The organism is Pararhodonellum marinum (assembly GCF_015354735.1).
In the GTDB taxonomy this organism is placed as follows: Bacteria; Bacteroidota; Bacteroidia; order Cytophagales; family Cyclobacteriaceae; genus Pararhodonellum; species Pararhodonellum marinum.
The window spans coordinates 161,253-180,362 of record NZ_JACEFJ010000011.1; the positions used below are offsets into that span (position 1 = coordinate 161,253).

The window sequence follows — 19,110 nt, forward strand, 5'->3', positions numbered from 1 at the left end:
ACATCGTTTTGAGTTGAAGAAATTACCTGTCCCAGAATACTTTATCCAAATTGGTCACATTGGGCACATTGGCCGAATTGTTTACAATTTCTCGGTTTGGATAAATGAATCTTCTTGGAAACAAACCTTGCGTGGTATTGGAAGGAGATGGTTCTAAGTTAGGGATACCAGAGACACTATTTGGGGCATCCACTGGAATAGACCTTCTCCAATCCGTCCAGGCTTCGGCTTGAAGGAACATATCGATGTGTTTCTCCGTGAGGATTTTTTCCACTGTAAGGCTTCCAGCAGTTTCGCTGCCAAATTTTTCTATGTAGGCAGCATTGGCAGAACCGGTCACTCTTTGTAGTGAAGCTGCTACAGCCGCATTGAATGCTTCAGCAGCACGTGCCCCCTGACCCGCTCTCAACGCAGCTTCTGCCTCAATAAATTTCAGCTCACTGAAATTCAATATAGGAGTAGGTGCTTCTCTGGAATTGAGGTAAGGCCCGGGAATCACGGAGCCTTGAGGCCTTGAGGCAGACCCATTGGGTGTACCTAAGTACAATCCTCCGGTAGTAGGCGAGACAAAGAAAGGCAATCTTGGATCATCCACTCCAGGGTCTACCCTATCCCGTAACAAATCGATGAACCGCTGACTGATGGCCACATTGTTTTCTCCAAATGTGGTTTGGAAAAAAGGGAACCATGGACCTGCAAATTCAGAACCGAATACCACAATGGGCTGGTCCGCATTCGAAGCAAAAGTACCCGCATCAATGGCTGCTAAAGCGGCTGTGGCAGAACCTGCAGGATCTACTTTACTCAGGTGGTTGTGGAACCTCGCTTTCATGGCATTGGCCAACATGATCCATCTTGGCCTGGAATTTTGTCTCCACAGGGTTTCGTTATTGGCCCGATAGATCAGGTCATTGGTGCTTGGCGAGGTTGTGCTTTCTGAATTCAAATCGGCGATACCTTCTGTCAGGAGTTGTTGCACCCTATCATACAGACCCGCAGCATTGTCAAAACTTGGTTGGGAAATATCATCCAGTTGGAGGGCTTCTGTGTATGGGATGTCATTCCACAAATCCACTGAGTAACCAATGACGACGGCCTCCATGATTTTGGCGGTACCACCATAGTGGGTAGCCCCTTCTTCAACCGCTTTTCTCTTTATGGTGTTGATATTGAGCAGGACATTGGAATAAAACCTATTCCAAGTTGCATCACTCATGTCAGCGATAAAGGCATAATTGTTGACCTGTTGCTGATCTCCCAATACGCCTGTCAGGTATTGCATCAGGACGCTGGTAAACTGTGCCGATTCTCCGTTTAACCCATAGACAAATGCAGCGGTCACACCAGGGAAAATCACCTGTATGGAAGCATCAGTTGCTTGATTGGGATTTGTATTGATTTCATCGAAAGATTCGCATGCATTCAATACAAAGAGCAAGAATATGAACGAGAATATCTTAATTTTCATTGCTTTCATGTTTAAGGTTTAGAAGGATACATTAAGCGTTGCACCATAACTCCTCATGTTGGGAGTTGTAAAGGCATCCAAGCCTACTGCACCGTTGGGACCATTGAGGTTGGTTTCAGGATCTATGCCCCCATAATTGGTGAATAAAAGGAGGTTTCTTGCATAAAGACCTATAGATGCCCTAGTCATCCCAATTCTGCTTGCCATGGTGGAAGGTAAGTTGTAAGTCAAGGTAACATCTCTTAACCTAACCCAAGAGCCATCCTGTACCCATCTTTCGGCCAATTCCCTGCCGAAAGCTCCGGCAGCACCTACACCCTGGAAGGCGGCTTGGTTGAGGGGAACCGGAATATTGTTCACTTGCCCGTTGTTGTCCCCTCCTGGATTTTCGATAATCCCTCTGAAGACAGCCACTTTGTTTCTATCCAAAGTATGTTCGGCTACACCGGAACCATTACCCATCCAATAGGCTGTCACATTGATGACGTCGCCTCCTTTTCGGATATCCCAAAGGAAGGAAAGGTTGAGGTTTTTATAGTTAAAATTATTTCTCCAACCAATCAAATAATCCGGGTTTGGATTACCTACCATTCTCTGCACTGGATCTATGATGGGGAATCCCTGAGGATTGATCAAAATTTCTCCATCATCGTTTCTCAGGAAGGCATTTCCATAGAAAACACCAAACTGTTCACCGGGAATCAATCTTCTCTGAATCCTTGCACCAAAGAGGTTGTCCACGATAGGCTCGTCATTAGGCAATGAATTGACAAAGTTTCGGTTTCTGGTGAAGTTCAGCAACATGTCCCAAGAAAAGTCACCTTTCTGTAAGACCGTACCGTTCAAAACAATCTCTATACCTCGATTTTGAATCTCACCGGCATTGATCAGCTGACTGGTAAATCCAGTAGATGCGGGTACTGGTACTGATACAATTTGGTCTCTACTAATTGCATTGTAGTAAGTGAAGTCAATACCTACTCTGTTCTCAAACAAACGAATGTCCGTTCCGATTTCAAAGGTATTGGTGAATTCAGCTCTCAGGTTTGAATTTCCCGCCGCAGAACTTAACAAAACGCCTCCTACTCCATCAATCGGGAACCTAACCCCAGAAGCATATCTGGTACTGGTCGTTGCAATATTGTAGAAAGTTTCAGTGGTATAAGCCGGAGGAATATTACCTGCACCAGCATAAGAACCTCTTAATTTAGCAAAACTCAGGGTTCTGCTGTCAATTTTCAACAAATCGGTTACCGCGATACTTAACCCAACACTTCCGTATGTAAAGGACCTGTTGCTAGCCGGAAGGGTCGATGCCCATTCATTCCTAGCAGATACCTCCAGGAATATGGAATTGAGGTAACCCAAACTTGCTCTTGAAAACACGGCTTGGGTCATCCTACGGGTATCATTCTTGGTGAAAATGGGATTTTCCTGGGTATTGGCGATGTTGAATAAGCCAGGTATCGCAAAGTTGGTTCCGTTGAGGAAATAACTGCTGGTGTTGGAAGAAAACATGTTGTGCCCAATCAACAAAGTTCCAGAAAACTTGTCACTGAAATCCTTGGTCCCTGAAATGATCAAATCAGAATTGAGGATTTTATCTGTATAGGTATCTTCATAAATTCTACCTCCCAATGCCCCACTGGCTGAAATCGCTGCTCCACCGGAAGAAGAGGGTGCCCATTGTTGGGTCCTTTCATCATGGGCAAAATCAAATCCCAATCTATGGGTGATCGTCAACCAAGGGGCAGGTGTGATATCAGTCTGAAGAAATGTGATAAACCTGTTTACATCATCGGAATAGGGGTTGTTGTTGACCGTCCAAAAAGGGTTGTCAGGACTGAAAGGTCTTGATCCATCAACAGCCCCCCGAAAGTTTCTCTGCTCTCCATTTGGATAAACAAATCCGGCTGAATTGTCAAATGATGGCGGAGTCCTGTAAAGTCCTTGAATGGCATCTGAGAAATTATCTCCCCTTCCGAATTTGGTGCTTGTACTGTTGATGTAATTGACCGAACCTCCGAATTTAACCACTTTACTGATCTGAGAATCAGCAGACAATTTAAATGATGTCCTGTTAAAGACGTTATTTGGGGTAATTCCCTGCTGGTACATGTTTCCTGCTGACAGATAAAAATTAGATTTGTCAGTAGAGGAAGATACAGCCACATGGGAATCATTGGTAAATCCATTTTGGAAAAACAAACGCTGATTGTCATAAATCGGGACTCTAGGACCAGCATTTGGGTGATTCATATCCACAATGGTTCCCCTTGGATCTTTAGGGTTTGGGGTACTTTCATCATACCGTAATGTAGACATGGGGGCACCATAATGGTTGAAGGTAGTTCCACCGCTGAAAAGCCCATTGTCTCCCTGACTGTAGGCCAGTTGTTGCGGAAAGTAATTCATGATCCTATCGGTGGAGGTATTGGTAGAAATGTCTACGGTAAATCCTTTTTGTCTGGAGCCTTTCTTGGTGGTGATCAAAACCACACCGGTAGCCCCCTGAATCCCATAAAGAGAGGTGGCTGCAGGTCCTTTCAATACCGTGATAGTTTCTATATCATTAGGATTGATATCGATGGCCCTGTTGGCATAATCCACCCCGCCAGAAGTTCCGATTGAAGCCCTGAAGGAGTTATTGACAGGCACGCCATCTACCACAAACAGAGGCTGATTTTGTCCAGAAATAGACTGGATCCCTCTGATCACAATGCTGGAACCTGCACCAGCAGACCCACCCTGACGCGTCACCTGTACACCGGCAACTTTAGCGTTTAAGGCATCCACTACATTTTGTTCCCTAGACTGCATGATTTCGGTGGAGTTGACCTCTTGGGCTGAAAAAGAAATTTTCTTCTTTTCCTGGGTTAGTCCAAAAGCAGTCACCACTACTTCTTGCATGTCTGTCACATCTTGTCTTAGCCGGACATCCAACGTGGAACGATTGTTTACGGCGATAGTCTGACTTTCAAAACCTATAAAGGAGAATACCAGGTTTTGGTTGCCAGAAGGGACTTCTATGACATAATTCCCATCAATGTCTGTTACTGAGCCCACATTGGTGTTTTGAACCAATACACTTACACCGGGAATGGGTTCTCCGCTGCTTTGGTCCGTTACCTTTCCTCTTACGGTTTGCGCCTGAGCACTGAGGGACAGGCAGAACAAACTCAGGAAAAACACGGCCATGATTTTGGTAAAAAGGTGTTTCATGAATTTTTTTTGGTTAAAGTTTAAAATTTGGTTTGCTGATTAATAGCTATCCGACCTCCGTCGGAACCGACCGCAATACACCAAGTCTATTTTGATTGAAAGACTTGGCGTTTTCTGATGTAGGTAATTTTTGGGTTTGTTAGCAGTTTTTATCACATTTCCTCCTTAAACAGCGCATAATACTACCGTCAAAATGTAAAAAAACAGGTATTTTTGAATCAATAAGTTTCAAAATATTCCAGTAAAAACAAATAAAAAAGTTAATATTTTATTAATGTAGAAATGAAATATGGTAAAAATTTGTTTTGATTTTCTTTCATTTCGCAATGCAGTTTTATGCGATATTAAATTCTAAAAAACTGCAAAAAACAAATTTGCAGTTTTTTGCGGTTTGGGCTCATTTTAGGCTACTTGTATTTGTTGTCAGGTTTTTTTCTCGCAATGACCCATAAACCCAAGGTTATTTTAAGAATATCAAATTCAAACCAAGATGGGTAAGTTTCAAAATCACCACCCCAAAAAAACCAAAAACACTCCTTTTCTCTGCGCCTTTGCGTGCTATTTATTTTCTCGCAAAGATTCCTAAGAACCAAAGGTTTTTTTGCGTGAATACAAACAAACCTGCGTCAGATTGAAAAAATCCAAACCTCAAAACAATAATAACATCCATTCTCTGGGCCTTTGTGTCTTTGTGTCCAAATCTTTTTAAAATTTACGCCTTGCAAAACCAGGATTACTTCTTTCTCTGCGCTTTTTCGCCTCTGCATGCAACCTAATTTCCAGAATAAAAGAAAAAAGACACAAAAAAACCCATTGACTTTGCAATCAATGGGCTTAGATAGAAAGTTTTTAATCTTCTACTCTGTGAGCATGATGATTTCCTTCTCTATTACTTTTAAATCCTGATCATGGACAATTTCTTTTGCCTCCTCTTTTTGCTCCACGATACCATGCGTACCATCTCCTTCAGAAATGTGAGGGGCAATCACCAAGGCCACAATGGACATCAACTTTATCAGGATATTCATGGATGGCCCAGAGGTATCTTTGAAAGGATCTCCCACCGTATCACCGGTAACGGAGGCTTTGTGCGGTTCAGAACCTTTGTATTCCATCTTACCATCGATCTCCACGCCTTTTTCAAAGGATTTCTTTGCATTGTCCCAAGCCCCGCCGGCATTGTTTTGGAAAATACCCATCAAGACACCAGATACTGTAACTCCGGCCAATACCCCGCCCAGCACTTCAGGTCCAAACAAAAAACCTACGATGATCGGAACCAGCAAAGCTATGGCTCCCGGGGCAACCATTTCCCGAAGGGAAGCCTTGGTGGAAATCTCCACACACTTTTCATATTCGGGCTTGGCTTTGTACTCCATGATTCCGGGAATTTCCCTAAACTGCCTACGCACCTCATTGACCATGTCCATGGCCGCTCTTCCTACAGCAGCTATGGCCAAAGAAGAGAAAATGAAAGGAATCATGGCACCTACAAATAGACCGGATAATACGTCTGCTTTATAAATGTCAATAGAAGAAATTCCTGCAATACCTACATAAGCCGCAAAAAGTGCCAAGGCAGTCAAGGCAGCCGAGGCAATGGCAAATCCTTTTCCGGCAGCAGCAGTGGTATTGCCTACCGCATCCAAAACATCCGTTCTTTCCCTCACCTTCTTATCACATCCCGCCATTTCGGCAATTCCTCCGGCATTATCCGCAATGGGTCCGAAAGCATCGATGGCCAACTGCATGGCTGTGGTGGCCATCATTCCTGCAGCCGCTATGGCCACACCATAAAGACCCGCTGCCAAAAAGGAGGTATAGATACCGGCAGCCAATACCAAAATAGGAAGAACTGTAGATTCCATGCCTACCGACAAACCTGCTATGATGTTGGTGGCATGTCCGGTAGAAGATTGTTGCACGATGCTATTGACCGGCCTTTTACCCATAGCCGTATAATATTCAGTGATGATGCTCATCAAAGCGCCTACTATCAAGCCTATAAACACTGCTCCAAATACCCCCATTTTGGTAAAAGTAATGGAGCCGCCTCTAGAAAGTACCAAATCACCTTCCGGGAGCATGTAATCAATTAGGAAGTAGGAAGCACCCACTGTCAATAAAATAGATATCCAGTTCCCTTTATTTAAAGCCAACTGTACACTGTCAGTCTCTTTATTGATCCGAACAAAGAAGGTTCCCACGATGGAAAACATCAAGCCCAAGCCAGCAATCACCAAAGGCAACAAAATGGGTGCGATCCCTCCAAAGTTATCATTGGATACAATCTCTCTACCCAATACCATGGATGCCAAAATAGTAGCTACGTATGACCCAAAAAGGTCAGCGCCCATACCGGCCACATCCCCTACATTGTCACCGACATTGTCTGCAATCGTAGCTGGATTTCTTACATCATCTTCAGGAATCCCTGCTTCCACTTTACCTACAAGGTCGGCTCCCACGTCAGCGGCTTTGGTATAGATACCTCCACCCACTCTGGCAAACAAAGCGATGGATTCAGCCCCCAAGGAGAAACCTGCCAATACTTCCAAGGCGGTTTCCATAGCCTGTCCATTGACATCGCCTCCTGTGGAAATGACAAACATGTTGTAAAATACAATGAAAAGTGAGCCCATTCCCAGCACGGCCAATCCGGCCACTCCAAGACCCATCACGGACCCTCCAGTAAAAGAAACTTTTAGCGCTTTGGAAAGACTGGTTTTAGCAGCTTCAGTGGTTCTGACATTGGCTTTGGTCGCAATGTTCATCCCGATGTATCCTGCCAAGGCAGAAAGGACTGCTCCAATAACAAAAGAAATGGCGATGATGGGACTGGAATTGTCCACCAGCGTCCCCGACCAAGCCAGAATGATGGCAGCGATGACGACGAAATAACTGAGTATTTTCCATTCTGCCTTTAAAAATGCCATGGCCCCTTTGGAAATATGACCTGCCAGTTCCACCATGTTTGCATCACCAGTGGGTTGTTTGACCACCCAGCTTGATTTGGTAAACATGATAATCAAACCTACAAGACCCAATGCAGGGACCAGATAAAGAAATAATTGTTCCATATTATTGAAGGGATTTATTGTTTTTCAAAACATTCCGACAAATATATTACTATAAATGAACCTAGCAACCATCGTTGTGGATTTAAGCGGAAATTCCTGTAATTTTAAGAAGACTAAACCGAAGCATTTTTATGAAAGCAATTGTCATTTCTGAACCCGGAGAAGCAGAGGTACTTATCCTTAAAACCGTGGATAAGCCCAAACCAAAAAAGAAAGAAGTTTTGATAAAGGTGGCCGCTGCAGGCGTCAATAGACCCGATATAGCGCAGCGAAAAGGCCATTATCCCGCTCCTCCCGATGCTCCTGCAGATATTCCGGGACTGGAAGTATCAGGTACCATTGCCTCCTTTGGAGAAAGTGTCAAAAACTGGGAAGTAGGCGATGCTGTCTGTGCCTTGGTTTCGGGAGGAGGCTATGCTGACTATGTTTTGGCTCCAGCGGCACAATGCCTGCCACTTCCCGAAGACGTGGATCTGGTAGAGGCAGCCGCCATTCCTGAAACCTTCTTTACCGTTTGGAATAATGTATTTGACATCGGCCAATTTAAAGCGGGTGAAACAGTGCTAATCCATGGAGGCAGCAGCGGTATTGGGGCTGCAGCCATTCAGATGGTCAAAGCACTTGGTGGAAGGGTGGTCATCACTGCCGGATCTGAAGAAAAATGTGACTTCTGTCGCAAATTGGGCGCCGATCTGGCCATCAATTACAAGCTCGAGGATTTTGAAAAAGCCATCAAAGAGAGTTCAAAAATTACGGGTATAGATATTGTTTTGGGTATGATTGGAGGGGACTACACACCCAAAAACCTGAATCTCCTGAACCCCAATGGAAGACTGATCATGATCAATGCCATGAAAGGTCGGGAAGCCACTGTTGACCTGATCAAAATCATGGTCAAAAGACTTACCATTACCGGTTCTACCCTTAGGCCCCAATCAATCGCCTACAAAGGTCAGATAGCCAAAAATCTGATGATCCATATCTGGCCTCATTTTCCTAATAAAATCAAACCGATCGTTTACAAAACCTTTCCCCTTTCAGAAGCCTCTGAAGCCCATAAGTTGATGGAATCCTCATCCCATATGGGTAAAATACTGCTGATTCCTTGATCTCTGGTTAAACTGCCTGATTTTAAAGACCATTTATTTTTTCCGAATAAAATGTAAAAAACAGGCTGAATAGCCTGAACGCTTTCCGTATAAAGTACCTTTTTCTAAAATGCCAAAAAAACCCGCTTGAAACAAAAAGCAAGCAAATTCGAGAGGTATTTTGTAAATTCAAGAGTCAGTCACCAAAACCCTACTCCATGAAACCCAAAAATGCTCTTAGCTACCCAATAATATCCTTGCTCTTTTTCATGACGGCAATATCCTCCAATGCCCAAAGCTACAACAAGCCTTCAGAAATGAGTATTTTCACCTTTGCAAATATCATTAACATCCATGATGGCAGTATAAAAAAAGGGCATGTATTGGTGAAAGATGGTCTCATTGAAGCTGTTTATGACACCACAGTCAACCCTAAACTCAGGGATGTACAAATCATTGATGCACAGGGCAAATACCTGTTGCCCGGGTTGGCGGAAATGCATGCCCATGTGCCCAATGTGGAATGGAACGATCCCAAGATGAAAGAGACCTTGTTCCTTTATCTGTCCAATGGCGTGACCACCATCAGAGGGATGTTGGGACAACCCTCTCATCTGGAACTCAGAAGTAAAGCGGAAGAAAACAGCATCCTTTCACCCAGAATTTATACCTCGAGCCCCTCTTTGAATGGCAATACCGTTACTACACCCAAGCAAGCCAGAGAAAAGGTAACCGCCTACCAAGCTGACGGATACGATTTTCTCAAGCTACATCCAGGGATCCGGAAGCATGTGTTTGACGAAATAGTAAAAACAGCCCATGAAGTAGGTATTCCCTATGCAGGCCATGTTTCCAATTTGGTGGGCATAGATCATGCCCTCAAAAATCAATATGCTTCTGTAGACCATGTGGATGGGTTTTTGGAGGGATTGGTACCCGCTTCGGCAGAAGTCAATCCCTTGGAAAACGGCTTTTTTGGCTATAATTTCACTTTATTGGCAGACCCTAATCGAATACCAGAACTTGTCCAATTGGCCAAAGACAATAAAGTATGGGTGGTTCCAACCCAAGCCTTGTTTGACCGGTGGTTTTCTCCCATCCCTTCCCAGGTCTTGGTCGGTGAACCGGAAATGCAATACATTTCCCCGGATACCCGGGAAGCCTGGTCCAACAGCAAAGACAACCTGATCGACAATCTCGAATTCAATGCAGCCCAATGGGCGCAATTCAACCAGATTCGGTTTCAATTGATCAAAGCCTTGCATAACTCAGGACAGGGTTTGCTATTGGGTTCTGATGCCCCTCAGGTATTCAATGTCCCTGGCTTCTCCATCCACCATGAATTGGATGGCATGATTCGGGCAGGATTGAGTCCGTTGGAGGCTTTACAGATCGGGACCTTAAATCCAGCCAAATTTTTCGGCAAAGAAGGGGAATTTGGAGAAATCACTGAGGGTGCCAGCGCCGATATGATCCTGGTAGACAACAATCCACTGGATGATTTGGCACATTTGAAAGACCCTCAAGGAGTGATGGTCAAGGGACAGTGGCTGTCAAGAAACTACCTTCATCTGAAACTCAAAGAAATAGCCAAAGCCTACCGGGAGGACTGATATTTTTCCCTTTCATCCAGGAACTAAGCGAGTCAGAACGGGTTTATTCATGTGAAAAAAACAAGAAACTCATGAGCCAAAATGCCATATTGAAAATCAAAGCCATCGGTCAACACTGGGAAACCCAGGATCCTTTTTTGTTCTGTGCTTATCACCGTGACGTATTCCCGAAAGGAAATGACAACATGGAGCCCTCTGTATCGCTGTCAGGTAGAAACATCGGTCAGGATTTTGGAGGAAAGGACGGCTGGAGCATGTACCATGGCTCCAAGGTACCTGGCTTCCCTGCCCATCCCCACAAAGGTTTCGAAACCGTGACTTTGGTAGAAGAAGGATTGGTAGACCATTCGGATGGATTAGGAGCGGCTGGGAGATTTGGTAACGGTGACGTACAATGGATGACTGCAGGCAAAGGCCTGATGCATGCTGAAATGTTCCCCCTTTTGGATACCAAAAAAGAAAATCCACTGCTGCTGTTCCAGATCTGGCTCAACCTGCCCAGGGCCAAAAAAGAGGTGGAACCCCATTTTAAAATGCTCTGGTCTGAGGGTATTCCTATCCTTGAATCAAGAGATGACAAGGGTAAAATAAGCCGAATCAAAATCATCAGCGGAGCACTGAACGAGACCCAAGGTCCTCAACCTGCGCCTGATTCATGGGCAGCTGACCCTGACAATCAGGTGGCCATCTGGAAGATCAATATGGATCCTGGCGCTTCTTTTACGATTCCCGCTTCTCAGGCTGGAATCAACCGATCTCTTTTTTATTATGACGGAGGCTCCTGTTCTATTGCAGGCGAAGAATTAGAGGCTGGTCATGGCTTGGACTTTAATCCAACCTCACCAATCACCCTGGTCAATGGAGAAAAACCCTCGGCATTTATCTTTCTCCAGGCCAAACCTATAGGAGAGCCGGTGGTTCAGCATGGACCTTTTGTGATGAATTCTCCACAGGAAATTCAAAAAGCAGTCCATGATTTCCAAAGAACCCAATTCGGTGGATGGCCTTGGCCCAATTACGAAAATGTACATGGAAGGGAGAAAGGCAGGTTTGCGATCCATGCGGATGGTAGACTGGAAGAAAAAGCTTAATCTAACATTGTGCTGCGTAGAAAAATGGTAGAGACCTTATTAACAGGGTCTCTTTTTTTTCGCAATCAAAGGAGTTTCCATTGAGTGGATTCAGAATGAAAAGTCATCATTTCTTCATAATAGAAAAAATTAATTTTCTATAATTTAATTTTGACTTAATCAAAAAGCATTAACAATCAATGGATTAATTTCCTTTTGAAGATTTTTTAAAAAAATTTCTTGCTCAACCTGTCGCGCTTTGGCCATTCGTCTCGTACTGACCATATACTTCATTCTTTCAACATTTCTGACCAATTTCAGAAAGGCCATGAAGAATGGGCTTCAAAAATTGAATTTATTAACCAACTCATAATATAGTTTAACGATCACAATTATCTAGAAGGAAGGCATTGCTTTCCTTTTATTTTTTTACCCCATTGAGCCACTGCTCAAAACCCTTTATTACCGTATTTTCCAAATTTTTCTTTGCCCTGATTTTAGTATCAGGTTGATCCAAATCCAGGTCAGGCAACCGCCAGACCGCATCAAAGTCACTGACTTCTCCCCTTTCACCTGAGGTGATCAAAACGATGTTTTTTTGTAGCTTTTTTACAAGATTAAGCAATTCATGGCTTCCTTTTCCTCCCGCGGACTGTGCATCATATCGGCCTTCTCCGGTAATGACCAGGTCTGCTTCTAGGATGCGATCTATCATGTTTACCTGCTCAAAAAACCATGGCGCACCCATCTTGATTTCAACGGGAAAAAAAGCGCTCAAGCCAAGGGCTATACCACCAGCAGCCCCAAACCCAGGTAAATCTTCAAAGGCTTTGCCCGATTTTTGGTAAAGCATTTTGCAAACTTTTTCGGCAATCTGTTCGAATCGAGTGGCATCAGTCTGAAGCAATCCTTTCTGAGGTCCGAAAACCGGAATGGCTCCCTGCTCACCAAAAAAACGGTTATTCACATCACAAAGTAGGGTGAATTGGAGCTTTATTTTTTGAATAGGGCTTTGGATATGGGCGATTTTGTTTAGAAACCCAGGGCTAAAAACCGGAATTTCCCTGCCATTTTCATCCAAAAACAAATATCCCAAAGCCCTCAGCATTCCAATCCCAAGATCAACTGTCGCGCTTCCCCCCAAGCCCACAACAAATTGGGTCGCTCCCTTTTGCAGCGCCTCCTTGATAAGCTGTCCTGTTCCAAAAGTACTGCAAAGCCAGGGATCTAGTTGATAGTCATGTAAATGTTGGATACCTGAAACAGTGGATACATCCATAAATGCCCTCTTACCCTCCAACGCAAAGAATCCATGAATCGGTCTTCCAATAGCATCCAAGGCCAAGGATTGATGCTGTTTTAAACCCAAAGAATTGGCCAATAAACTGGCTGTCCCATCTCCTCCGTCTGCGATGGGACAAAGCATGGTTTGAACATTTTTATCCAATTCTTTGACAACCCTATCAATCAAGGAAGCCACCTCGCCAGCGGCTAGTGTTCCCTTAAAGGCATTCGGTGCAATCAGGATATTCATATTCCTGAATTTAAGCTGGTTTTGGAAGATAGAAAAATTATCCGCTAAGTGTTTTTCATCCTTTCAAAGTAATCCTTGGTGGCCGCCTTGACTTTGGGTGCGAGGTATATGGCTGAAATCATGGTGGGGATGGCCATGATGGCATACATGCCGTCTATAAAACTGACGACCACTTCAAGAGAAGCCACCGCTCCGGCCACGATGGTGATCAGATAGAAATAATTGTAGTAATCTGCATTTTTGGCTCCAAAAAGATAATTGAAGCACTTGTGTCCATAATAAGAATAAGTGAACATGGTGGATAAGGCAAAAACCAATACAGCTGCCATCAGAAGGTATTTGCCCAAGCCGGGCAGGGCCATTTCAAAAGCGGATAAGGTCAATCTTACTCCATCATTTTCTGTGGACTGCCATACACCTGTCAACAAAATCACCAAGGCGGTCAAGGTACAGACCACAATGGTATCGATAAAAGGACCCAACATGGCAATCAAACCTTCCCTGACCGGTTCATTGTTCTTGGAGGCGCCATGTACCATGGGAGCGGTTCCTATGCCCGCCTCATTGGAGAAGGCTGCTCTTCTAGCACCGATCACGATGACCGCTCCAACTGCCCCGCCCATCACAGATTGACCGGTAAAAGCATCATTTAAAATCAACCCAATCATTTGAGGCACTTCTCCGAGGTATTTGAAAATGATCAACACCACTGAAACAAAATACAATATCACCATCGCTGGCACCAATCTGGAAGCCACTGCAGCAATTCTTTTGATGCCCCCCAAGATGACAATGGAAACCAATACCATCATGCTGATACCCAATATCCATCGGGTGCTTGCCCCGTAATCCATTCCATAGGGCTCCAGCAGGACAGTCCTGATCACAGCCGTCAATTGATTGGCCTGAAAAATGGCCAACAGGCCCAAAATGCCTGCCACTGAAAAAAGTACTGCCAAAGGCTTCCATTTTTTACCCATGCCTTCCTCAATCACATACATGGGTCCTCCCTGCACTTCTCCCGAACTGTCTTTGCCCCTGTACATGATGGCAAGCGTACAGGTAAAATACTTGGTAGCCATCCCCACAAAGGCTGACATCCACATCCAGAAAATGGCCCCCGGACCTCCCATGTTGATGGCAATGGCCACCCCACTGATGTTGCCCAAACCTACCGTCGCTGCGATGGCTGCTGAAAGGGCCTGTCGGGAAGAAATCTGCCCCGGTACATTGGTCTCATCATAATTGCCACGGACCACTTTTAGGGCATGGCCCAATCTTCTGAAAGGCAAAAACCCGGAGTAAGCGAAAAGGATAAACCCTCCTCCCATCAATAAAACGAGCATGGGTGTATCCCAAATCCAATTGCTAAATTTTACTATATATTCTGCCACTTGTTTTTTGGATTTTAAATGAAAGTGCCGGATGGGGCCATATTAAATAAATTTTTCGGTTGCAACTGGAAATATTACGCCATTTTTGTTGAAATCCAAATGAAAGTCCTTAGCAAAACATTTTTCCATTTGTTGTCGCACTTCCTTTCCAAGCTTCGTCTTGGATAAAAAACCTTTGACTCCCATGAAAGCAATCTATTTACCTTGCCTGATCATCGTGTTGTTGTTTCAGGCCTGTACTCCTGGTTCCGATATCAACAGTCCCAATGAACCCAACATCAGGCCTTTGATGGCCTATGAGAGAGAAATGGTCTTTGCCAATACCCGGTTTGCGATCGACCTTTTTCAGCAGTTGGCCAAAAGTGAAGAAACCAATCAATTTTTCAGCCCCTACAGCATCCATCAGGCTTTGGCCATGACCATGAATGGCAATGAGGGCGAAGTCTTGGATGAATTCATCCAACTGTTGCGCTTTGAAGGTCTTAGCAAAGAAGAAGCCAACAAGGCAGCCAAAGAACTGACGGAGTTTTTGCTGAAAGTAGATCAGCGTGTAAAGCTCTCGATCGCCAATGCCATTTGGTACAGAGAGGGGTATCAGGTCAAGGTGCCCTTTGTAGAAACGAGCCAGCAGTATTATCAGGCAGAGGTAGCCCCATTGGATATGCTGAATCCCCAATCCGTCAACACCATCAATCGTTGGATAGAAAACCAAACCAATGGTTTGATCAAAGACATGCTCGATGTAATTCCCCCAAATGCCGTGATGTACCTGGTCAATGCCATCTATTACAAGGCCGATTGGAAATACCGTTTTGATCCGTCCAAAACCAAGAAGGAACCCTTTTTCACCAGCCCGGGCCAATCCGTACAGGTGGACATGATGCATTTGGATGAGGCTGCAGGCTTTAGGGGATACTGGACTGCTGATTTTTCCTATCTGGAAATCCCCTACAGCACCGGTCAGTACAACATGGGGATATTGATGGGACAGGGCCATAACCTGGATCAGATTACGGAAAACCTCACTTTTGAAAACCTGAAATTATGGAGAGAGCAGGCGACTGAATTCAATGCCAAACTTAAAATGCCAAAATTCAAACTCAGACATAAAATGGATAACATGAGGGGGGATCTGATAGAAATGGGTTTGGAACGGGTGTTTTATTACCACCCGGATAATTTCACACTCCTTTTCAGTAATCCTACTGACGATTTAAAAATATCCCGTGTCATCCATGATGCCATCATTGAAGTGGACGAGAAAGGAAGTGAGGCAGCAGCAGCCACTGTGGTGGAAGTGGTAGAGGTGGTGTCTTTTCCTCCGAGTGGACCCCAAACCATTGTGATCGATAAACCCTTTGTCTTCTTTATTCAGGAAAAACACAGCGGCGCCATTTTATTTATGGGTAAGCTGGGGGATCCAGGTTTGCTATAGTGTAGAAGACCTTCCAGGTTTTGAATACCTGGCAGGTCTAAATTTTTAGAAAGGCCCTTTTCTAATCTGATTAGGAAAGGGCTTTTTTATGCTATAAAGATTTACTTCCTCATTGCTTTAAAAGCATTGATCAGGCCATTGGTTGAGGCATCATGGCTGCTTATTTTTTCTTCTCCTTTCAATTCGGGCAAGATGCCATTGGCCAAAACTTTGCCAAGTTCTACGCCCCACTGATCAAAGCTGAAGATGTTCCAGATGACCCCCTGTGCAAAGATCTTGTGTTCATACATGGCCACCAATGCGCCAAGTGTAAAGGGGTCTATCCTTTTGACCAGAATGGAATTTGTAGGCCGGTTGCCTTCAAATACCCGGTGAGGGGCAATTTTTTCGATGAGTTCAGCTGATTTTCCAGCCTTGATCATTTCCTCCTCCACTGCTTCCCTGCTTTTGCCATTCATCAAGGCTTCGGTTTGGGCAAAGAAATTGGAAAGCAATTTGACATGGTGGTCTCCCACCGGATTGTGGGAAATGGCAGGGGCAATAAAGTCACAGGGAATCAGGTGGGTCCCCTGATGGATCAATTGATAAAAAGCATGCTGCCCATTGGTACCCGGTTCACCCCAAATAATGGGACCTGTGGTATAGTCCACCCTTTTGCCGTTTCGGTCAATGAATTTGCCGTTGCTCTCCATATTGCCTTGTTGGAAATATGCGGCAAAGCGGTGAAGGTATTGATCGTAAGGCAGGATGGCTTCAGAGGAAGCCCCCAGAAAATTGGTGTTCCAGATGCCGATCAGGGCTAGGATCACCGGGATGTTTTTTTCGAAATCCGTTTCCCTGAAATGTTTATCCATGGCATGGGCCCCTTCCAGCAGCTTTTCAAAATGCTCAAATCCAATGGCACAGGCAATGGGCAAACCTATGGCTGACCACAAAGAATAACGTCCTCCTACCCAGTCCCAGAATTCAAACATATTTTGAAGGTCTATCCCAAATTCCATCACCGCCGTGGAATTGGTGGAAAGGGCAACAAAATGCTTGGCTATGGCAGATTCCTCCAAGGCATTTTCCAAAAACCAAGCCCTTGCGGTGTGGGCATTGGTCATGGTCTCCTGCGTGGTAAAGGTTTTGGAGGCGATAAAGAACAAAGTGGTTTCTGGATTGACTTTTTTCAACACCTCAGCCATATGGGTACCGTCCACATTGGACACAAAATAAATGTCAAGATTGGGATTTTGATAGGGTTTCAAGGCCTCTGTGACCATCACAGGACCAAGATCTGAACCGCCAATCCCGATATTCACCAAGGAACGGATGGGCTTCCCGCTATACCCTTTCCAGGTGCCTTTACTGATTTTATCCGCAAAACCACGCATCTGTTCCAGCACCCTATTGATGTCAGGCATCACGTCCTTGCCGTCCACATGGACCGGATCATTGGAACGGTTGCGCAACGCGGTGTGCAATACTGCCCTGTTTTCGGTCCGATTGATGGCCTCTCCGGCAAACATGGCGGTGATGGAAGCTTTCAATTCAGTTTCCTTGGCAAGGTCCAGCAAGGTCTGAAAAGTCTCCCTGTCGATCCTGTTTTTGGAGAAATCAACCAAAATCTCACCAAATTTTATGGAATAGTCTTCAAATCTATTGGGGTCCTTGAACAGGGATTTAATGCTCAGATCTTTTTTTTGTTCGGAAAGTTGAGTAAGCCTTTCCCAAGCTTTGGTTTGACTGGGGTTGATGTTTTTCATCTTTGATAAGTTTGAAAGGTTTGCGAGACAAAAATAAGATTTATTGTGGGGGGACAAAACCTAGATATGTTAAAGAACCTAAGGAAGAGAAAAAAATCACGAATCATTTTAGCAAATTTTCTTTCAAAGGAAGGGAGGGAATTTTTTCAACTAAAAAAAATCGAGTAAAAAATTTGTAGTTTCAAAACTATTTATTTATTATTGATTCTTAAATTATTTAAACTTAAATCACTTTTATATGAAATCCGTTTTCACCCCCCCCCCCGGCCCCAGCATTTAATTAAAAACTTTAAAGAATCTTTACCCCTTCTGTTTTTTATTTTCTGTATTTTGAGCTGCGTAGAAAACCACGAAGTTCCTGTATTAGAGGAAGATCAACGAATTGTTTCAAAATTACCACAGAAGCTTCAAATGATTGAACAATGGTTTTCACAGAATAAGGATAATTTAAGGCCTTACGAAAAAAATGGAGAAAGAGCCAAATTAATTGAAGACAAAGTCTTCTTCCTTCCTTTTTTTGAAAAAGAACCTGATTGGGAAAAATTTCATCAATATTATTTTCCTGATGGGAGAGAAGTTTTTGAGATCAATCTTGAGAATGAGGAAATGATTGTCCGAAAGGAGGTTTTAGAAAAACATGATCAAAATACATTCAGAGATCATGTCATCCAAAATATCATGTTCGTGGAAAATTTGGAAGGAATTGGATATACTCCATTTATAGCAAGGTATCAGAGTCTATCCATTCGGAAGATTCAAATTTTATTGACATGAACTACAGTAAAATCAAAAATAATTGGTCTGGTATTTTAGAAATTTTCACCTATCAGGAAAAACACTTTGCCACTTTTTATTTTGAGAAGGGAAAACTGACTTCTGTTGGAAGAATTAATACAGATGAATCCACCACGGTAAATGCATCTCGGACTTGTACCTATCTACAAAGGGAGGTAGAATACTTCTTTGTTGACTCCGATGGATGGGGAGGTGTTGGTGTAACTACTGAAGGATATTGGGTCTGCCATAATTCAGGCGGAGGGACCGGCAGCGGAAGCACCGATTCCGGCAGTTACTCAGGTGACCAAAATAATACGTCCTCAGGAGGAGGCAGTGGTAGTAATATCACCCAAGAAAACAATGGTGGAACAGGTGGGGCTTGTCTATCCAGAGACTGTTTGCCTGAACCTAATTATGAGAATGATTCGGCGGAAGATTTAATATGCCCTGAAAGTTTTAAATTCCAGATAATAGGTAGTAACTGGAGAGCTGCCGGTATAAAAAATTTTAATTTTACCATCATTGATTTACGAAAAAATAAAGTAAATACAATTATTTTTTCCTATGAAGTAGGATTTCCAATTAATACCATTGATGATAGATTTTTTTCGGAGCCTTTTGTGAAAAAAATTGCAGAAGAAGCACATAATCAAGCAGAAGCTTATATTGGAACAAATTATA

12 protein-coding genes are annotated in these 19,110 nt (G+C 43.8%); 6 read left to right on the top strand and 6 right to left on the bottom strand.

From position 1 onward, the window contains the following. Nucleotides 1–22: 22 nt before the first annotated feature. From H1A14_RS18115 to H1A14_RS18125, 3 genes are all read right to left on the bottom strand, one after another. Nucleotides 23–1,468, bottom strand: coding sequence for a SusD/RagB family nutrient-binding outer membrane lipoprotein (locus tag H1A14_RS18115; protein WP_194777697.1), 1,446 nt, complete (start codon nt 1,466–1,468; stop codon nt 23–25). An 18-nt stretch (nt 1,469–1,486) separates the two neighbouring features. After that, nucleotides 1,487–4,690 (bottom strand): SusC/RagA family TonB-linked outer membrane protein, encoded by a 3,204-nt coding sequence (locus tag H1A14_RS18120; protein WP_194777698.1) that lies wholly within the window; start codon nt 4,688–4,690, stop codon nt 1,487–1,489. An 857-nt stretch (nt 4,691–5,547) separates the two neighbouring features. Next, nucleotides 5,548–7,770, bottom strand: coding sequence for a sodium-translocating pyrophosphatase (locus H1A14_RS18125; RefSeq protein WP_194777699.1), 2,223 nt, complete (start codon nt 7,768–7,770; stop codon nt 5,548–5,550). Nucleotides 7,771–7,901: 131 nt separating this feature from the next. Here H1A14_RS18125 and H1A14_RS18130 point away from each other — a divergent pair, with 131 nt between their 5' ends. The 3 genes from H1A14_RS18130 (at nt 7,902) to H1A14_RS18140 (ending at nt 11,562) form a co-directional block, all read left to right on the top strand. Further along, nucleotides 7,902–8,879: an NAD(P)H-quinone oxidoreductase gene (locus tag H1A14_RS18130; protein WP_194777700.1), complete on the top strand. Its 978-nt coding sequence runs from the start codon at nt 7,902–7,904 to the stop codon at nt 8,877–8,879. A 197-nt stretch (nt 8,880–9,076) separates the two neighbouring features. Then, the gene (locus H1A14_RS18135) at nt 9,077–10,471 is read left to right on the top strand and encodes an amidohydrolase family protein (RefSeq protein WP_228527858.1); all 1,395 of its coding nucleotides are present in this window, start codon (nt 9,077–9,079) and stop codon (nt 10,469–10,471) included. Nucleotides 10,472–10,542: 71 nt separating this feature from the next. After that, on the top strand, nt 10,543–11,562 hold the full coding sequence (locus tag H1A14_RS18140) for a pirin family protein (protein ID WP_194777701.1): 1,020 nt from the start codon (nt 10,543–10,545) through the stop codon (nt 11,560–11,562). Nucleotides 11,563–11,962: 400 nt separating this feature from the next. On the opposite strand, the gene H1A14_RS18145 is transcribed toward H1A14_RS18140, so the two are convergent. Continuing rightward, nucleotides 11,963–13,075 (bottom strand): glycerate kinase family protein, encoded by a 1,113-nt coding sequence (locus tag H1A14_RS18145; RefSeq protein WP_194777702.1) that lies wholly within the window; start codon nt 13,073–13,075, stop codon nt 11,963–11,965. A 44-nt stretch (nt 13,076–13,119) separates the two neighbouring features. Further along, complete coding sequence (locus H1A14_RS18150; protein WP_228527863.1) at nt 13,120–14,421, bottom strand: alanine/glycine:cation symporter family protein; 1,302 nt, start codon at nt 14,419–14,421, stop codon at nt 13,120–13,122. A 232-nt stretch (nt 14,422–14,653) separates the two neighbouring features. Here H1A14_RS18150 and H1A14_RS18155 point away from each other — a divergent pair, with 232 nt between their 5' ends. Beyond that, entirely contained in the window at nt 14,654–15,904 is a 1,251-nt protein-coding gene (locus H1A14_RS18155; protein ID WP_194777704.1) for a serpin family protein, read from the top strand. A 101-nt stretch (nt 15,905–16,005) separates the two neighbouring features. Here the strand turns inward: H1A14_RS18155 and pgi are convergent, their stop codons facing one another. After that, nucleotides 16,006–17,652 carry a glucose-6-phosphate isomerase gene (pgi, locus tag H1A14_RS18160; RefSeq protein ID WP_194777705.1) on the bottom strand — a complete coding sequence of 549 codons (1,647 nt, stop codon included), beginning with the start codon at nt 17,650–17,652 and terminating at the stop codon, nt 16,006–16,008. Nucleotides 17,653–18,063: 411 nt separating this feature from the next. On the opposite strand from pgi, the gene H1A14_RS18165 reads away from it, so the two are divergent. Beyond that, on the top strand, nt 18,064–18,426 hold the full coding sequence (locus H1A14_RS18165; protein WP_194777706.1) for a hypothetical protein: 363 nt from the start codon (nt 18,064–18,066) through the stop codon (nt 18,424–18,426). Further along, on the top strand, nt 18,423–19,110 hold a 688-nt coding region (locus tag H1A14_RS18170; RefSeq protein WP_228527859.1), incomplete at its 3' end, for a hypothetical protein. The genes H1A14_RS18165 and H1A14_RS18170, both read left to right, overlap by 4 nt.